Origin of the sequence: Gordonia sp. C13, assembly GCF_023218005.1 — a bacterium.
Taxonomy (GTDB): Bacteria; Actinomycetota; Actinomycetes; order Mycobacteriales; family Mycobacteriaceae; genus Gordonia; species Gordonia namibiensis.
Genome location: NZ_JALPSY010000012.1, coordinates 14,485 through 30,571 on the forward strand (window position 1 = coordinate 14,485; position 16,087 = coordinate 30,571).

Consider the following 16,087-nt stretch of genomic DNA (forward strand, 5'->3'; position numbering starts at 1 on the left):
CCCTTTTCAGTGGTCGGTGCGCGGGGTGTCCTGGTGGCCGACACGCTTCTCGTCGACCGTGCTTCTCGTCGACGGGGTCTAGTCGTCGCCGGGGCTCTTGCGGACGTACAGCAGACGGTCGCCGACCTCGATCTGTTCGACCTCGCTGTCGTCGACCCGGTGCAGCACCCCGTTGCGGACGACGCCGAGCACGATGTCGCGGGTGTGCGCGGGCGAGCCGCCGGTCTCCGTCGGGTCGACCTCGCGTTCGGCGATGGCGTAACCCGCGTCGGGGGTGAGGAGATCCTCGATCACCTCGACCACCGACGGGGTCATCGTCGCGATACCGAGCAGGCGACCGGCCGTCTCCGAGGACACCACCACGGAGTTCGCGCCCGACTGCCGCATCAGGTGGGTGTTCTCCGACTCGCGGATGGACGCCACGATCTTGGCCCGCGGATTGATCTCGCGTGCGGTGAGTGTCGCCAGGACGGCGGTGTCGTCGCGGCTGGTGGCCACGACGATGCTCGAGGCATGCGCGACTCCGGCCAGACGCAGCACGTCGGACTTGGTGGCGTCGCCGCGGACGGTGACCAGACCGTTGGAGGCCGCGGACTCCAGGACGGTCGGGTCGGAGTCGACGACCACGATCTCCGAGGGCTTGATGCCGTCGCCGCGCATGGCGTCCACCGCGGTGCGGCCCTTGGTGCCGTAACCGATGACGACGGTGTGATTGCGCACGGTATTCCTCCAACGCTGGATCTTGAGCGCCTGTCGGGACCGTTCGGTGAGCACCTCGAGGGTGGTGCCGATCAGCACGATCAGGAACAGCACACGCAGCGGCGTGATGATGATGATGTTGATGAATCGGGCGAAGGGACTGATCGGCGTGATGTCGCCGTAGCCGGTCGTCGACAGAGTGACCGCCGAGTAGTACAGCGAGTCCAGGTAGGACAGTTCGCTGTTCTGCGCGTCCCGGTACCCCTCGCGATCGAGCCAGACGACCACCGAGGTGAAGAACAGCGCGAGGCACGCCCAGAGCACGCGGCGTCCGATCGCGCGTGCGGGGCTCTGCTGCAACTCGGGGATACGGACGACGCCGACCAGTGCGTGGTCGGGCCGGTTGGCCAGCTCGGCGTCGGATCCGAAGCGGCCGCGGAAGCGGTTACGCATTGCCACGTTTGCGCTCCTGGAGTTCGCTCACACGCTGAAATGTAACCCACACGACGGTGCGAGGGCTCATTTGGCCAGCTTGGCGGCAAGGGTCGCCTCGTCGGGCAGGTCGTCGGCCTCCAAGGTGTGTCCGTCGCGCACGTAGTGGAAGGCGGCGTGCACCTTCTCCACCGGCACGCCGGCCAGCTGAGCCCAGGCGATCCGGTAGGCGGCCAGCTGGATGAACAGCGACTCCCGTTTCGCCGGTTCGGGTACGACGCCGGTCTTCCAGTCGACGACCGTCCAGGATCCGTCCTTCTCGGCGAAGACCGCGTCGATGCGGCCGCGCACGACGATGCCGCCGATCACGGTCTCGAACGGCACCTCCACCTCGGTGGGACTGCGATTGGCCCAGCGGGACGCGAGGAAGGCCTCGCGCAACGCGTCGAGGTCGGCGTCCGGGCTCGCCGTGGCGTCCGCGGCGCCGGGCAATTCGTCGATGTCGAGCAGCCGGGTGGCACCGAACCAGCGCTCGACCCAGGCGTGGAATGCGGTGCCGCGCCGCGCCATCGGGTTGGGCCGGAAGGGCGTCGGGCGCCGGAGCCTGCGGGCGAACTCGGCCTCGTCGGCGTCGAGTTCGACGAGCTGGCTGACCGAGAGGTGCGTCGGCAGCGTCACCTCGACGAGCGCCTGGTTGGCCTGGTGGTGTTCGGCCAGCAGGGCCGACACCTCCGCCTCCCAGGCCGCGACCTCGTCCTCCGGGTCGGGCGGCATCGGCAGCATCTCCGGATCGTTCGGGGCCTCCGGCGCCTCGAACAGTGCGGGCGCCTCGCGAGTGGCGATGGCGTCGAGGACGAGGTCGGCTGCCGCCTGCACGGCGTCGCGGCGGCCGGCGAGCGGATCACGCGGCCACGGCTGCGCCACAACGCGTTCGGCCAGCGGGTTGGTCGCGTCCTCGGCCGGCGGCGGGGTGCGCACCGCGATCGACAGGCCGGTGGAGTCGACGGCGGGATCGGTGATCGCCTCGTCGATGGCGACCATCAGCTCGTCGAAGAAACCCGAACCGCCGCGCGGCTTGTCACCGGTCTCCGACCAGTGGTGAGCGGAGATCAGCAGGTCGTGTCGTGCGCGGGTGAGGGCGACGTAGAGCAGGCGCCGATCCTCCTCGAGGCGGCGTTCGCTGATCGCCGCCTTGTGGTCGGACAGGGCGTCCTCGAGTTGTTTGCGGTCGCCGACGGTGTCGATCTTCAGCAGCGGGAAGCCCTCGGGCGTGCCGTCGGCCGACTCGGCCGGGATCGCGAGGTCACCGCGCAGGTCGGCGGGTAGTTCGCGCGCGCTGCCGAGCCACGTGGTGTCGGCCTTGGCGCTCGGGAAGATTCCCTTCGCGAGGTGCGGGATCGCCACGACGTCCCACTCGAGACCCTTGGCCGCATGCACGGTGAGGATCTGCACGCGCTGCTCGGCGACCTCGATCTTGCCGGGCTCCAGGCCTTTCTCAATGGATTCGGCGGCGTCGAGGAAAGCCAGCAGCCCGGGAAGGTTCGCACCGGGACGGTCGGCGTAGTGGCTGACGTAGTCGGCGAAGGCGTCTAGGTGTTCGCGGCCGGTGATCGCGCCGCGCATGCGCCGGGCACGGATCTGCGCCTCGACGCCCACGCCGATGGTGTTCTCCACATCGGCGACGAGTTCGGGCAGTGGTTGTCCGATGCGGCGGCGGAGGGATTCGAGCTGCGCACCGAACGCCCGGATGCGGGCGTATCCCTCCGGGCTGTAGTCGCCGGGGTCACCCGGATCGACGACGGCATCGGCGATCCCGGCGCGATCGACGATCTCGGTGGGCAGTACGGCGTCGAGCGCGGCGTCGAGTTCCTCGCGGCTGGTGACGACGCCACCCGCCTCTGCGTAGCTCTCGGCGGCCAGCGTCGTGGCCCGACGCCACAGCGCGGCAAGGTCTTTGGCGCCGAGACGCCAGCGGGCACCGGTGAGGAGCCGCATCACGGCGGTGCCGGCCATCGGATCGGCCATGACGCGCAGCGTCGCGACGATGTCCTCGATCTCCGGGACGTGCAACAGTCCACCGATGCCGACGACCTCGGTGGGGATGCCGCGGCTCTCCAGCTCGGCGGCCAGCGGGGCGGAATCCTCGTTGCGCCGCACCAGGATCGCTGTGGTGGGCGGAGCCTCGCCGGCGGCCTCGGCCGCGCGATAGCGCCGCTCGACCTCGTCGGCGATCCAGTTACGTTCGTCGAGAACGGTCTCGGTGAGGGCGATGGCCGCGGTGCCGTGCGGGGCGTCGGGGCGGGGTCGCAGGATGGAGACCGGGATCCCGCGACGCCGCAGTTCCTCCGAGATCTGGTTGGCCAGGCGGAGGCCCTGAGCTGCGTTGCGCCAGCTGGTGAGGAGTTCGCGACGTTCGGCGGGCGTGCCGTCGGGTCGTGGGAAGTCGCGGGCGAACCGCGGGAGGTTGGCCGCCGACGCACCGCGCCAGCCGTAGATGGACTGGATCGGGTCACCGACCGCGGTGACGGCGACCGACTCCCGCGACGGGTCGTGGCCGCCGAACAGGGTCGACAGCAGCACGCGCTGCGAATGTCCGGTGTCCTGGTACTCGTCGAGGAGGACCGCGCGGAACGCCGTGCGCTCGGCGGCCACGACCTCCGGGTTGGACACGACGAGCTTCGCGGCGAGCGACATCTGGCTGCCGAAGTCGAGCGAGGACTGCGCCCTCATCGTCTCGCCGAGGGCGATCACCATCGGGATCAGTTCGCGCCGTTCGTCGATGACCTCCTTGACCTTCAGCAGCGCCTGCGTGGGCTTGTCGCGCTGCTTCGGCCCCTTCGGCAGGGTGTCGATGAGCTCGTAGAGTCGCGAACCCGCCTTGGCGAGATCGTCGATGTCGACGAGGTGTTCGGACATCTCGCCGTACAGCTTGAGGACCGACTCGGTGACGCTGGCCGGAACCTTCTTGGTGTTCAGCTCCCCCGGCCACGACGACACGAGCGAGAAGGCGAGCTGCCACAGTTCGGTCTCGGTGAGCAGCGTCGACGACGGTTCGACGGGCAGCAACAGACCGTAGTCGGCGATCAAGCGGCCGGCGTAGGCGTGATAGGTGCTGACCTCCGGGTCGGCGCCGCGCAGCCGTGCGGCCAGCGTCCCGTCCGGGTCCCAGGTGCGCAGGGCGGGCGCGCCCGACAGCATGGACAGTCGACGCCGGATACGTGCGCCGAGCTCGCTGGCGGCCTTGCGCGTGAAGGTGAGTCCGAGGATCTCGTCGGGTGCCACGATCTGGTTGGCGACGAGCCACACCACCCGCGAGGCCATCGTCTCGGTCTTGCCCGCACCAGCTCCGGCGACGACGAGCATCGGCTCGACCGGCGCCTCGATCACCGCCACCTGTTCGGGGGTCGGGTCGGGAAGGCCCAGCGCCGCGGCCAGCGACTTCGCGCCGATCATCGTCCGGCCGGTCGTGAGTCCACCGGTCTGGGTTCCGCTAGTCATCGGTCACCGCCTTTCCGGGGATCTTCGCGGGGCAGCTGGTGGTGAGGTTGCAGTGCACGCAGCCCGGGTTGGGTGTCGCGGTGAAGGTCGGGCCGATGCTCGCGCGGGCGGCCCGGCGCACCACGCCGATCCACTCGTCGAGCATCTCGGGCGTCAACGGCGACTGGACGCGTTCGGCCGCACCGGAATTGCGGTTCGCGGTGGACACGTAGACCAGGCGCGCACCACCCGGCGGGACATCACCGAACTGTGGCACTCCCCCATGCGCCAACGCGACCTGGTAGGCCGCCATCTGGGCGTGCTCGTCGGCCTCGGCCTTGGTGATCGCGTTCTTCGACGTCTTGACGTCGACGACCACCGGGCGGCCGGCCGCATCGGTCTCGAGGCGATCGACGCGGCCGCGCAGCCGCACGTCGGGCGCATCCTCTTCGTCGGGATCACCGGTGGGACCGCCGGGAACGGTGGCGTCGACCGGCAATTCGACGCCCACCTCCTCGAGGTCGGCACGCGAGATCCGCAGCCAGTCGCGGAAGTGGCCGAGCATGCTCTCGGCGCGTTCGAGTTCCCGGGCCGAGTACCAGCCCGCGCCGGTGTCGACCCGGTCCCAGATCGCGCGCAGCGCCGCGGTCACCTCGACCGGATCCAGCTGTCCCGCAACGGCCTGGACAAGTGTGTGCACGAGGCTACCGGTGAGTGCGGGCGTCCCGTCGCCGTCGCGGCCGCCGTTGCGTTCGAGCACCCAGCGCAGCGAACACCGGTTCAGCGCTTCGACATTCGACGGCGACAGCACGACGGGTCCGTTGTCCGGTGTCCACAGCGGCGCATCGGTGCTGGGTTCGGCGAGCCCGAACCAGTCGCGCGGGTGGGCGCCGGGGATGTCGGAGTCGGCGAGTTCGGCGAGCAGCCGGGCTGCGGCCCGGGTCCGCTCGTCGGGTTCGTGGGCACCGGCCATGACCACCGAACGCAGGGTCGCGACCAGCGACGGGAGCGACAGAACGCGGTCCACCCCGGGGTCGAGCTGGAGTTCGGCCTGAGGCGCCTCGTCGTCGGGATCATCGACGAGATCGGCGAGTTCGGTGAGGAAGCGCGACGGCGAGGCGTCGCCGCTGCCGTCCTCCACCGCCGTCACGAGCAGCCTGCTGCGTGCGCGCGTGCAGGCGACCAGGAACAGCCGCCGCTCGTCGGCGAGTGCCGTCGCGCCACGGGCGACTGTGTCGACCGCGCCGGCATCCATGCCGTCGAGGATGTCGACGAGCGCACCGGTGGAGAGCACACCGCCGCGGCTGCGCAACGACGGCCACAGACCGTCCTGGACCCCGGCCACCGCGACAACCTCCCACTCGCGGCCGACCGCGGCATGCGCCGACAGGACGGTCACCGATTCGGTTGCCGCCGTGGCGGTTCGGGTGTCACGCGGGATCTGCAGCTGGGACAGGTAGTGGACGAACCCGGCCGGCCCGGCGGCGGGCAGGGTGTCGGCGAAGTTGGCCGCTGCCTCGAACATCGCCATGACGGCGTCGAGGTCACGGTCGGCCTGTTCTCCGGCCGGACCGCCCCGGACCGCCGACGCCGCCCAGCGCCGTTCCAGACCGGTGGCCTGCCAGGCCGCCCACAGCGTCTCTTCGACGCCGCGTCCGGCATCGTGCGCCCGCTGTCCGGCGGCGACGACGTCGAGAACGCGGGCCAGCGGCGCCGCCTCGGTCTCGGTGAGGGCCCGGCGGTACCGTGCGCCGAGCTCGGGGTCGAGGAGGGCGCGGGTCAACGAGGTCAGCGAATCCGGTTGCGCCGTCGGGTCGTTCTTCTCGTCGAGGCGACGGATGCCGCGCCGCAGGCGTCGCATCGCACCGGGATCGGCCGCACCGACCGGACCCGACAGCAGCGTCAGCGTGTCCTCGGTGGTGAACAGCTCGGACTCCGGGGTCGCCTCGCTCCGCATCGTCGGGTCCTCGCGGCGGGCGGCGACCACCCGCAGCACCAGCATCAGCGCGATCACCGCACGCTGGCGGTGCAACGGCAGATCGCTGGCCGGGGTGGTCACCGGGACCCCGGCCGACCGGAACGCACGGCGCAGCGGGGGCAGGGCGAGGGACACCGACCGGACGATCACGGCCATCTGCGACCACGGGACGCCGTCGAACAGATGGGCGCGGCGCAGCAGGTCGGCGATCGCGGTGGCCTCCTTGGCCGCCGATCCGTACACGCGCACGGCAGCCACGTCGCGTGGCACTGCGGCGTCGGACTCGGCCTGCACCGGTTGGGGATATGCGTGCGGGCGCGCCCCGGGGAGCCTCGCGGCGATCGCGCGGCCCAGGCGGGCGAGGTCGGGGTGGGAGCGGAAGTCGTGCTCGAGCACGATGTCGCGCTCGGACCCCGGCTCGGCGAGCCCGTCGGCGAATCGTGGACTGGCCCCCCGGAATCCGAAGACCGACTGATCGGTGTCGGCCGCGATGATCGTCGAGGTGGTGCCGGTACCGACCAGCCGGATCAGCTGTGCGGCCTGCGGATCCAGATGTTGCGCGTCGTCGACGAGGAGGTGACGGATGCGGCGGCGTTCGCCACTGAGCAGGTCGGGATCGGTCGCGAAGGCCGACAACGCCGAACCGATCAGCTCGGCGGCGTCGACGGCCGGCGCCGACGCACCGGGCGTCTCGAGGCCGACCGCGCCGCGCAGCAACATGTTCTGCTCGTATTGGGCGTACGCACGGGCCGCGGCGGTCCACTCGGGGCGTTTGTGTTCACGACCGAGGGCCGCGAGTTCTTCCGGCCCGACGCCGCGTTCGGCGGCCCGCATCATCAGGTCGCGCAGTGCCTGCGCGAAACCGTCGGTACCCAGGGCCGGCCGCAGATGCGCGGGCCAGTACTCCGCGCCGTCCTCGATGTCGCCGGCGAGCAGCTCGCGCAGCACGACGTCCTGCTCCGATCCGGTGATCAGCCGCGGGGGCGGGTTGCCGTGGGCACTCGCCTGCAGGCGCAGGATCGCGAAGGCGTAGGAGTGCACGGTCCGGACGAGGGGTTCGCGGAGCGCACCGCCGAGCACACGCCGCCCGGCCGCGTTGGCCGAGAGCACGCGCCGGGTGATCTCCTCGCGCAGCGCGACCGCCGCCCGGCGGCTCGACGCCAGGACTAGGACCGATTCCGGATCGGTCGCGGGGTCGAGCAGGCGTGCGACAGCGGCGTCGACGATCAGCGAGGTCTTGCCGCTGCCCGGTCCGCCGTGGACCCGCACCGGACGCCAGGCCTGCTCCTCCTCGCCGGCCGGGATGCTCGCCGCCGGGTCGATGACCTGCGTGATCGCCGGCGGCCACTCCCGGGGACGGTCCGTGGCCTCGGGCGCCGCGACGAGCCGTGCGCGCAGGGCGCTGCGTGACGCCTGGGTGCCCGGTTTCCGACTCATGGGCTCCATCGAATCATGTGCCACCGACGACTCCCGCGGCCCGAGGTGTCGGTGCGGGTGGGCCGGGCTCGCCACCCGCGCATACGGCAGGATGGACGAGGTGACAGCTCTCAACACGTATGTCTTCGGCGGCGACACGGCGGAGGGCGACACCGTTCTCGCAATCCACGGTCTCACCGGCCACGGTCGTCGCTGGGAGCCCCTGGCACAGCACCTGAGCGGTGTCCGCATCGTCGCGCCGGACCTCATCGGCCACGGACGTTCACCGTGGCGTCCGCCGTGGAGCATCGAGCACCATGTGCGTGCACTGTCCGCCGTGCTCGACGACCACGTCCCGACCGACCGGCCGATCGTCGTCGTGGGCCACTCTTACGGTGGTGCACTCGCTCTCCACCTGGCGAACCGTCGGCCCGACGACGTCAAGGGGATCGTCCTCCTCGACCCCGCCCAGGGCCTCGACCCCGAGTTCGCGCTCCAGGTCGCCACCGACAGTCTCGACAACTGGGACTACCCGAGCGCCGACGCCGCGCGCTCGGCCAAACGTGCCGAGGGCTGGGCGGATGTGCCCGACGATATTCTCGAGGCCGAGCTCACCGAGCACCTCATCCCCCGCCCGCACGGCCGGGTCGGCTGGCGGGTCAGTGCACCCGCGGCCGCCGCGTCCTGGAGCGAGATGGCTCGGCCCGCAGTACTTCCGCCACCGGGCGTGCCCACACACATCGTCGTCGCCGATCAGGTGCAGCCGCCCTTCGTGCGGCCGTCATTCCTGGAGGCCTGCGCGAGCGAACGCGGTGACGACGTGACCGTGCACCACGTCGACTGTGAGCACATGGTGCCGTTCCTCGAACCGGAACTGTCCGCGTCGCTGATCCGCTCGCTGCTCTAGGACCCCGATGGCGGCGATCACCGAGGAACAGGTCGAAGCCGTCCGCGCCCTGGTCGCGGCGATCCCGGTCGGCCGGGTGAGCACCTACGGCGACCTGGCCGGCGCGGCCGGACTGTCCAGCGCCCGGATCGTCGGTTGGATCATGCGCACCGACACCGCCGACCTGCCGTGGCATCGGGTCGTCCCCGCGAGCGGTCGTCCCGCTCCGCATCTCGCGAACCGTCAGCTCGAACGGCTTGCGGCGGAAGGTGTCCCGATCTCCCACGGACGAATCCGGTTGCGCGAGTGCCGGTGGGCGATTGCGTGACCTCGATACGCGGCGTCCTCGCGTCGCTCGGTCGTCGCTACTCGGCCAGCAGAACGAACCACCCGCGGGCCCGGCCGTCGCTACTCGGCCAACAGAAGGAGCCACCCCCGCGGGCCCGGCCGTCACCACTCGGCCAACAGAACGAACCACCCACGGGCCCGGCCGTCACCACCCGGCCAACAGAACGAACCACCCGCGGGCCCGGCCGTCACCACCCGGCCAACAGAACGAACCACCCCCGCTGGTTGAGTAGGCGAGGAGCTTGCGACGAGCCGTATCGAAGCCAGCCGACGCAGCTCACACGAGCCGCGGCACCGGGGTGCGTCGGTACGGGCTGATCGCGGCCCGCATGCGGGTGACGATGAGGTCGACGATGCGCGGGTCCGGACCGAGCGGTGCGGCGACCGCGTCGGCGCCGTAGGTCTCCAGACGCTGGTGGAAGAGCCCCGGCGCGAGCAGGTAGCTCGCGACCACGACGCGACGTCCGGTGCGGCGCGCCTTCTCGATCGCCTCCGGCACCGACGGCTGCGCGGTCGTGATGAACCCGACCTCCACCCGGCCACCGATCAGGGATTCCAGTTGGCGCGCAGCCAGATACACCTGGCCGCAGGCACTGGGGTCCGACGACCCGGCGGCGGCCAGGACCACCGAATCGCCCGGCTCCCAGCCGGCCTCGGCGAGCCGCAGGCGGGCGACCGCCGCGATCGCCGGGTCGGGGCCGAGCGCGCGGGTCACGACCGTGTCGGGTCGGCCCGCGAGCGCGACGTGTTCGGGGATGTCCTTGCGGACGTGGTACCCCGAAGCGAGGAAGGCCGGCACCAGCACCGCGGGCTTGTCGAGGTCGGCGATCACCTCGGACGGCGTCGGCCCGAGCACGTCGACGAAAGCGGTACGGGTCAGCCCGATCCGCGCACTGACAGCCTCGGCGATCTCGGCGATCACGGTGACGCCGTGCGGGTTACGGGTGCCGTGTGCGACCAACACCGGACTGACGTCGCGCAGGCGGTCGCCGTGCGGGAGCCGAACAGTGCCGTCTCTCAGGGCATTGTCTCGCATGTGTCCTCCCCTGGACGTGGTCATTCGTCTTCGGCGTCGTACTCGAGGTCGACGGCCAGGCGGTAACCGCGTTTGACGACGGTCTGGACCATCTTCGAATCCCCCAGTGCCGCACGGAGTCGCGCGACCGCGACCTCGACGGCATGGGTGTCGGAGCTGTCGCCGGGCAGCACCGCGAGCATCTCCTGCCGCGACACCACCCGACCGGGGTTGCGTGCGAGCAGCTTCAGCAGCAGCAGGCCGGTCGCCGACAGGTCCTTCAGCTCGCCGTCGACGACGACGGCCTGGCCGCGTATCGCGGTGTCGTGTCCGGCGACCCGCAGCACGTGGGTGCGGCGCGGAAGTTCGTCGGTGATCAGGCGCGCAAGAGCTCCGAGCCGGAACCGGCGGGGATACGTCGTCGGGATCTGCAGTGCCTCCAGCGGACTGGCGGTCACCGATCCCACGCACATCACCGGCACCGCGGTGCGCAGCGCGTGCACGAACTGCTGCAGTTTGCCGAGTTCCTTGGCGCGGGTGAGGATCGATGCCGCGGCCGGCGCGCTGGTGAAGGTGATCGCGTCGAGATCGCCGCGCAGCACCTGCGCGATCATCTTGTCGATACGCGCCACATCCGGGTGCATGTTCCAGCGGTAGACCGGGATCGGCACGACCTCGGCCCCCGCGGCCCGCAGAACGGTGCAGAAGTCCGGCAACGGTTCCCACTCACTCGTCGCGCCGTGGAGCTGTACGGCGATGCGCACGCCCTCGACGCCCTCGGCGAGGAGGTGGTCGAGCACCTCCGAGGAGGACTCGCTCTCCGGCGACCACTCCTCCCGCAGGCCCGCGGCGCGGATCGCGCCCTTCGCTTTGGGGCCACGCGCGATCAGCCGGCTCTGCGACAGCGAACGCAGCACATCCTCGGCGTTGCCCCAGCCGTCGGCCGCCTCGATCCAGCCGCGGAAACCGATGCCGGTGGTCGCCACCATGATCTGCGGCGGCGAGGCGATGATCTCCTCGGTCACCCGCTCGAGTTCGGTGTCGTCGACGAGCGGCAGGATGCGGATCGTCGGCGCCTGGACGACCCGCGCACCGCGTCGTTCGAGCAGTGCGGCGAACTCCTCGGCACGACGCGCCGCGGTGATACCGATGGTGAATCCGGTGAGCGGCAACGGGTCGGCTTCGGCCGCATCACCGGGAAGATTGATGGCGTTCACGCGGGAAAGAACACCTCGACGTTCCGCTCGACGACGCGTACGCCGTAGCTCGGCACGGAGACCGATTCGTCGTCCAGGCACACACCGGTCCGCAGTGCGAAGACCTGCTTGCCCAGCGGCGAGGCCACTGTCGGCTCGCCGGCGCGGTCACCGGTGAGTCCGCGCGAAAGCACCGCGGCTCGACCGAACGGGTCGATGTTGCCGATGGCATACAGGCGCGAGCGGCCGGGAGCCGCCTCGCGGTCGGTCTCCGCGGCCTGCAGACGGAACAACGCCGCCTGTTCACCGCGCGGACCGAGTACCGCGACTCCGCGTCCGACGATCAGGTCGTCGATCGGGCACGCCCTCACCCAGGCTCCCTCGACCGTCCCCGACCCGTCGGCTCCGGACCGCTGTCCGGTCTCGTCTGGTGCGATGGTCATGTCGGCACTCCTTCCTTCACCGGCGCTGCGGTCACAACCGACCCGGTGTTCTCCTCCGCTCCCGGACGCACCTGCGGCATGTCGAGCAGCACCGGCACCTTACGTTCGTACTCGGCGAACCGGATGGTCGGGTCGACCACGTCGGGTGCGTTCACGAACGACACGAACCGCTTCAGTTTGTCCTCGTCGTCGAGCACCGCCGCCCATTCGTCCCGGTAGCCGGCGACGTGCCGGGCCATCGCATCCTCGAGTTCGGCGGCGAGTCCCAGGCTGTCGTCGCAGACGACCGCCTTGAGGTGGTCCAGTCCGCCTTCGAGGGATTCCAGCCACGGCGCGGTGCGCTGCAGCCGGTCGGCGGTACGGATGTAGAACATGAGGTACCGATCAATGTAGGCGACCAGGGTGTCGTCATCCACTCCGCTGGCCAGCAGCTGCGCATGCTTGGGGCTCTGACCGCCGTTGCCCCCGACGTAGAGGTTCCAGCCGTTCTCGGTGGCTATCACGCCGACGTCCTTGCCGCGGGCCTCCGCGCATTCGCGGGCGCACCCGGAGACGCCGAACTTGATCTTGTGCGGCGACCGCAGGCCCCGGTACCGCTTCTCCAGGAAGACCGCCATGCCGACCGAGTCCTGGACGCCGTAGCGGCACCAAGTGGAGCCGACACAGCTCTTCACCGTGCGGAGACTCTTCCCGTAGGCGTGCCCGGACTCCATCCCGGCGTCGACGAGGCGTCGCCAGATCTCGGGCAGCTGGTCGACGCGGGCTCCGAACAGGTCGATGCGCTGGCCACCGGTGACCTTGGTGTACAGCCCGTAGTCGCGGGCGATCTCGCCGATCACGATGAGCTGCTCGGGGGTGACCTCACCGCCCGGCATGCGGGGCACCACCGAGTACGAGCCGTTCTTCTGCATGTTCGCGAGGAAGTGATCGTTGGTGTCCTGCAATCCGGCCTGCTCACCGTCGAGGATGTGATCGCTCGACGTCGAGGCGAGGATCGAGGCGACGGTCGGCTTGCAGATCTCGCAGCCCTGGCCGGTGCCGTAGCGGTCGATGAGTTCGGAGAAGGTCCGGATGCCGGTGACGGCGACGATCTCGAACAGTTCGGCGCGCGACTGGGCGAAGTGGTCGCACAGCGACTTGCTGAGTTCGACGCCCGACGCGGTGAGGAGCTGCTTGATGCTGGGCACACAACCGCCGCAGGTGGTGCCGGCCGAGGTGCAGCCCTTGATCGCAGCGATGTCGCAGGCGCCGTCGGCGATGGCCGAGCAGATCGAGCCCTTCGACACCCCGTTGCAGGAGCAGATCTCGGCATCGTCGGGCAGCGCGTCAATGCCGACGCCGGTGCCGCCCTCCGGGGCGATCAGGGCCGCAGGGTCGCCGGGGATCTCGCGACCGACCATCGGCTTGAGCAGGGCGTAGGCCGACGCATCGCCGACCAGGATCCCGCCGAGCAGGGTCTTCGCGTCATCGCTGACGACGATCTTGGCGTACTTGCCCGCGACCGCGTCGTGATAGGTGATCTCGAGGGCGTTCTCGGTGGTCGCGAACGCATCGCCGAAGCTGGCGACGTCGACGCCGAGCAGTTTCAGCTTGGTCGACATGTCGGCGCCGGGGAAGGTCGACGAGCCACCGAGGAGACGGTCGGCGACGACCTCGGCGGTCGAATAGCCGGGGGCGACGAGTCCGTAGCAGCGGCCCTCCACCGCGGCGACCTCGCCGATGGCGAAGATGTGCTCGTCCTCGGTGACGCAGTTCGTGTCGACGAGGACGCCGCCGCGCTCGGCGACCGCGAGGCCCGCATCGCGGGCGAGCTGGTCGCGGGGCCGGACTCCGGCGGAGAAGACGACCAACGAGGCGTCGATCAGCGACTCGTCGGAGAGCGTGACACGCAGGCCGCCGTTCTCCGCGTCGGCGATCTCCGAGGTGCCGACGCCGGTGTGGACTTCGAGGCCGAGGTCGGTGACGAGGTTCTTCAGGATCGCGCCGCCGCCGGCGTCGACCTGCATCGGCATCAGGCGCGGCGCGAACTCGACCACGTGCGGCTTCAGGCCCATCAGCTTGAGCGCATTGGCCGCCTCGAGCCCGAGCAGACCGCCGCCGACCACGACGCCCGTCGCCCCCGGGCCGGCCGCGTCGGCGGCTGCCCGGATGTCGTCGAGGTCGTCGAGGGTGCGGTAGACGAAGCACTTGGAGTTGTCGTGGCCCGGCACCGGCGGCACGAAGGCGTACGAACCCGTTGCGAGAACGAGTGCGTCATAGGCGATCTCGCGGCCGCCGGAGGTCACCACACGTCGGTGCGCGCGGTCGATACCGGTGACGGCCTCACCCAGATGCGTGACGACGAGATCGTCACCGTCGTAGGTGTTGCCGTCCAGCGCGAGCGAATCACGCTGCCACGCACCGACGTAGGAGGACAGACCCACGCGGTCGTAGGCCGGATCTCGCTCCTCGGAGACGATCTCGACGCGCCACCGGTTCTCGGTGTCACGCTTGCGCATCTCCTGCACGAAGCGGTGGCCGACCATGCCGTGACCCACCACGACGACGGTGTTGCGGCCGGTGTTGGTCTCGCTGCTCATTGTCTACTCCCTGTGCCTTGCCTGATGGTCGAGTTGCGCCGCGGGCGAACTCAGGCCAGCGCTTCCCTGGTGGTGGCCGGCTCGCCGGTGCCGGCGGTGGTGCCGGTGGCCTCGGCGACCGGCAGATCGGTGGTCTCGCCGACGACGATCGGGCGTCGTGCGTAGAACCACCAGGTGACCACCGCGGCCACCACATAGAAGGTGAGGAACACCCAGAAGGCCTGCGTCGCCGACTGATTGGACTTGTAGCTGGACCGCAGCACCAGGTTGATGCCGACACCGCCGAGACCGCCTGCCGCACCGGCGATGCCGATGAGCGCGCCGGACATGCTGCGCGACCAGGTGGACTTGCCGAAGGCGTTCAGCCCCGACAGCGTCTGCGCCTTGTGCTCCCAGATCGTCGGGATGATCTTGTACACCGAACCGTTCGCGATGCCGGAGATCAGGAACAGCAGGATGAAGCCGGTGATGAAGGCCGCGAGCACACCGCCACTGATCACCTTGCCGTTGGCGTCGGCCGACATGCCGGCGATCACGAGGATCGAGGCCGAGGCGGCCATCGCGATGAAGCAGTACAGCGTGACCTTGCCGCCGCCGATGCGGTCGGCGAGCTTGCCGCCGTAGGGGCGGGCCAGCGAGCCGAGAAGCGGTCCGATCCAAGCGATCTGCGCTGCTGCGAGGGCAGGCTTGGAGGCACCGGCGGAGGTGAAGCTGATGTTGAGGACCTGACTGAACGCGAAACCGAAACCGATGAACGAGCCGAAGGTGCCGATGTAGAGCAGGCAGATGAGCCAGGTGTCGCGGTACTTGAGGCAGTCGATCATCGCCTTGCCGCTGGCGGTCTGGTGGTCGAGGTTGTCCATGTAGATCGCCGCGCCGATTCCCGCGACCGCGAGTGCGACGAGGTAGATCGCGCAGACGATCTCCGGCTGGTCGGCGAACAGCCAGATGACCAGCAGTCCGATGACCTGGACGACCGGGACGCCGATGTTGCCGCCGCCGGCGTTGAGGCCGAGCGCCCAGCCCTTGAGACGCTGCGGGTAAAAGGCGTTGATGTTGGTCATCGAGGAGGCGAAGTTGCCGCCGCCGAAGCCGGTGATGGCCGCGACCGCGAGGAACCAGCCGAACCCGAACTCGCCCGGGTTCATCATCAGCATCATCGTCAGACCGGTCGGGACGAGGAGCACGATGGCGGAGAAGATCGCCCAGTTGCGTCCGCCGAACCTCGCGGTGGCCTGGGTGTAGGGGATGCGCAGGCACGAGCCGACGAGGGTCGCGGTCGCGGCGATGACGAACTTCTGGTCCATGCTGATGCCGTATTCCGGGCCCATGAACAAGGCCATCACCGAGAACAGCGACCAGATCGAGAAACCGACGTGTTCGCAGATCACCGACCACACGAGGTTGCGCTTGGCGATCGCGGCGTTGCCGTTCTCCCAGGCGACCCTGTCCTCCGGATCCCAGTCGGTGATGGTGTGGTCACGCTTGAGCTGTGCTCTGAGGTCTGCGAATGCCATGCGTCCCCGTCTTCCGATGCTTGGTGGTCACTGCACGAGCAGTGCGGGCTGTCTTCTCGACACAACAGCGAGCTGTCATATCGGACGCCGACACCGATGTC

At 70.0% G+C, this 16,087-nt stretch carries 10 protein-coding genes; 2 read left to right on the forward strand and 8 right to left on the reverse strand.

Annotation, left to right across the window (positions count from 1 at the left end; all coding sequences use genetic code 11):
* Positions 1-78 precede the first annotated feature (78 nt).
* From M1L58_RS11695 to M1L58_RS11705, 3 genes are all read right to left on the reverse strand, one after another.
* Positions 79-1,152, reverse strand: a complete 1,074-nt coding sequence (locus tag M1L58_RS11695) for a potassium channel family protein (protein ID WP_040536179.1) — start codon at positions 1,150-1,152, stop codon at positions 79-81.
* 66 nt (positions 1,153-1,218) lie between these two features.
* Entirely contained in the window at positions 1,219-4,629 is a 3,411-nt protein-coding gene (locus M1L58_RS11700; RefSeq protein WP_282578622.1) for an ATP-dependent helicase, read from the reverse strand.
* Positions 4,622-8,023, reverse strand: a complete 3,402-nt coding sequence (locus M1L58_RS11705; RefSeq protein ID WP_248659013.1) for an ATP-dependent helicase — start codon at positions 8,021-8,023, stop codon at positions 4,622-4,624. Before M1L58_RS11705 ends, M1L58_RS11700 begins: the two co-directional genes overlap by 8 nt.
* A gap of 100 nt (positions 8,024-8,123) precedes the next feature.
* Between M1L58_RS11705 and M1L58_RS11710 the strand changes: the two genes are divergently transcribed.
* Positions 8,124-8,909 (forward strand): alpha/beta fold hydrolase, encoded by a 786-nt coding sequence (locus M1L58_RS11710; protein ID WP_006866902.1) that lies wholly within the window; start codon positions 8,124-8,126, stop codon positions 8,907-8,909.
* Positions 8,910-8,916: 7 nt separating this feature from the next.
* Positions 8,917-9,216 (forward strand): MGMT family protein, encoded by a 300-nt coding sequence (locus tag M1L58_RS11715; RefSeq protein WP_248659014.1) that lies wholly within the window; start codon positions 8,917-8,919, stop codon positions 9,214-9,216.
* Between the two features lie 297 nt (positions 9,217-9,513).
* Here M1L58_RS11715 and M1L58_RS11720 read toward each other — a convergent pair whose 3' ends face one another.
* The 5 genes from M1L58_RS11720 to M1L58_RS11740 are packed head-to-tail and all read right to left on the reverse strand — an operon-like array spanning position 9,514 to position 15,986.
* Positions 9,514-10,272: a sirohydrochlorin chelatase gene (locus M1L58_RS11720; protein WP_248659015.1), complete on the reverse strand. Its 759-nt coding sequence runs from the start codon at positions 10,270-10,272 to the stop codon at positions 9,514-9,516.
* Positions 10,273-10,292: 20 nt separating this feature from the next.
* Positions 10,293-11,468 carry a uroporphyrinogen-III synthase gene (locus M1L58_RS11725; RefSeq protein ID WP_006866905.1) on the reverse strand — a complete coding sequence of 392 codons (1,176 nt, stop codon included), beginning with the start codon at positions 11,466-11,468 and terminating at the stop codon, positions 10,293-10,295.
* Positions 11,465-11,890, reverse strand: coding sequence for a nitrite reductase small subunit NirD (nirD, locus tag M1L58_RS11730; RefSeq protein ID WP_248659016.1), 426 nt, complete (start codon positions 11,888-11,890; stop codon positions 11,465-11,467). Before nirD ends, M1L58_RS11725 begins: the two co-directional genes overlap by 4 nt.
* Positions 11,887-14,469 carry a nitrite reductase large subunit NirB gene (gene nirB / locus M1L58_RS11735; protein ID WP_248659017.1) on the reverse strand — a complete coding sequence of 861 codons (2,583 nt, stop codon included), beginning with the start codon at positions 14,467-14,469 and terminating at the stop codon, positions 11,887-11,889. The genes nirD and nirB overlap by 4 nt, the downstream gene beginning before the upstream one ends.
* 50 nt (positions 14,470-14,519) lie before the next feature.
* On the reverse strand, positions 14,520-15,986 hold the full coding sequence (locus M1L58_RS11740) for a nitrate/nitrite transporter (protein WP_006866908.1): 1,467 nt from the start codon (positions 15,984-15,986) through the stop codon (positions 14,520-14,522).
* Positions 15,987-16,087: the final 101 nt, after the last annotated feature.

Excerpts from the sequence above, each read along its gene's own strand:
- M1L58_RS11695 (WP_040536179.1), bottom strand. The coding sequence starts at position 1,152 with ATGCGTAACCGCTTCCGCGGCCGCTTCGGATCCGACGCCGAGCTGGCC.
- M1L58_RS11700 (WP_282578622.1), bottom strand. The coding sequence starts at position 4,629 with ATGACTAGCGGAACCCAGACCGGTGGACTCACGACCGGCCGGACGATG.
- M1L58_RS11705 (WP_248659013.1), bottom strand. The coding sequence starts at position 8,023 with ATGAGTCGGAAACCGGGCACCCAGGCGTCACGCAGCGCCCTGCGCGCA.
- M1L58_RS11715 (WP_248659014.1), top strand. The coding sequence starts at position 8,917 with ATGGCGGCGATCACCGAGGAACAGGTCGAAGCCGTCCGCGCCCTGGTC.
- M1L58_RS11720 (WP_248659015.1), bottom strand. The coding sequence starts at position 10,272 with ATGCGAGACAATGCCCTGAGAGACGGCACTGTTCGGCTCCCGCACGGC.
- nirD (WP_248659016.1), bottom strand. The coding sequence starts at position 11,890 with ATGACCATCGCACCAGACGAGACCGGACAGCGGTCCGGAGCCGACGGG.
- nirB (WP_248659017.1), bottom strand. The coding sequence starts at position 14,469 with ATGAGCAGCGAGACCAACACCGGCCGCAACACCGTCGTCGTGGTGGGT.
- M1L58_RS11740 (WP_006866908.1), bottom strand. The coding sequence starts at position 15,986 with ATGGCATTCGCAGACCTCAGAGCACAGCTCAAGCGTGACCACACCATC.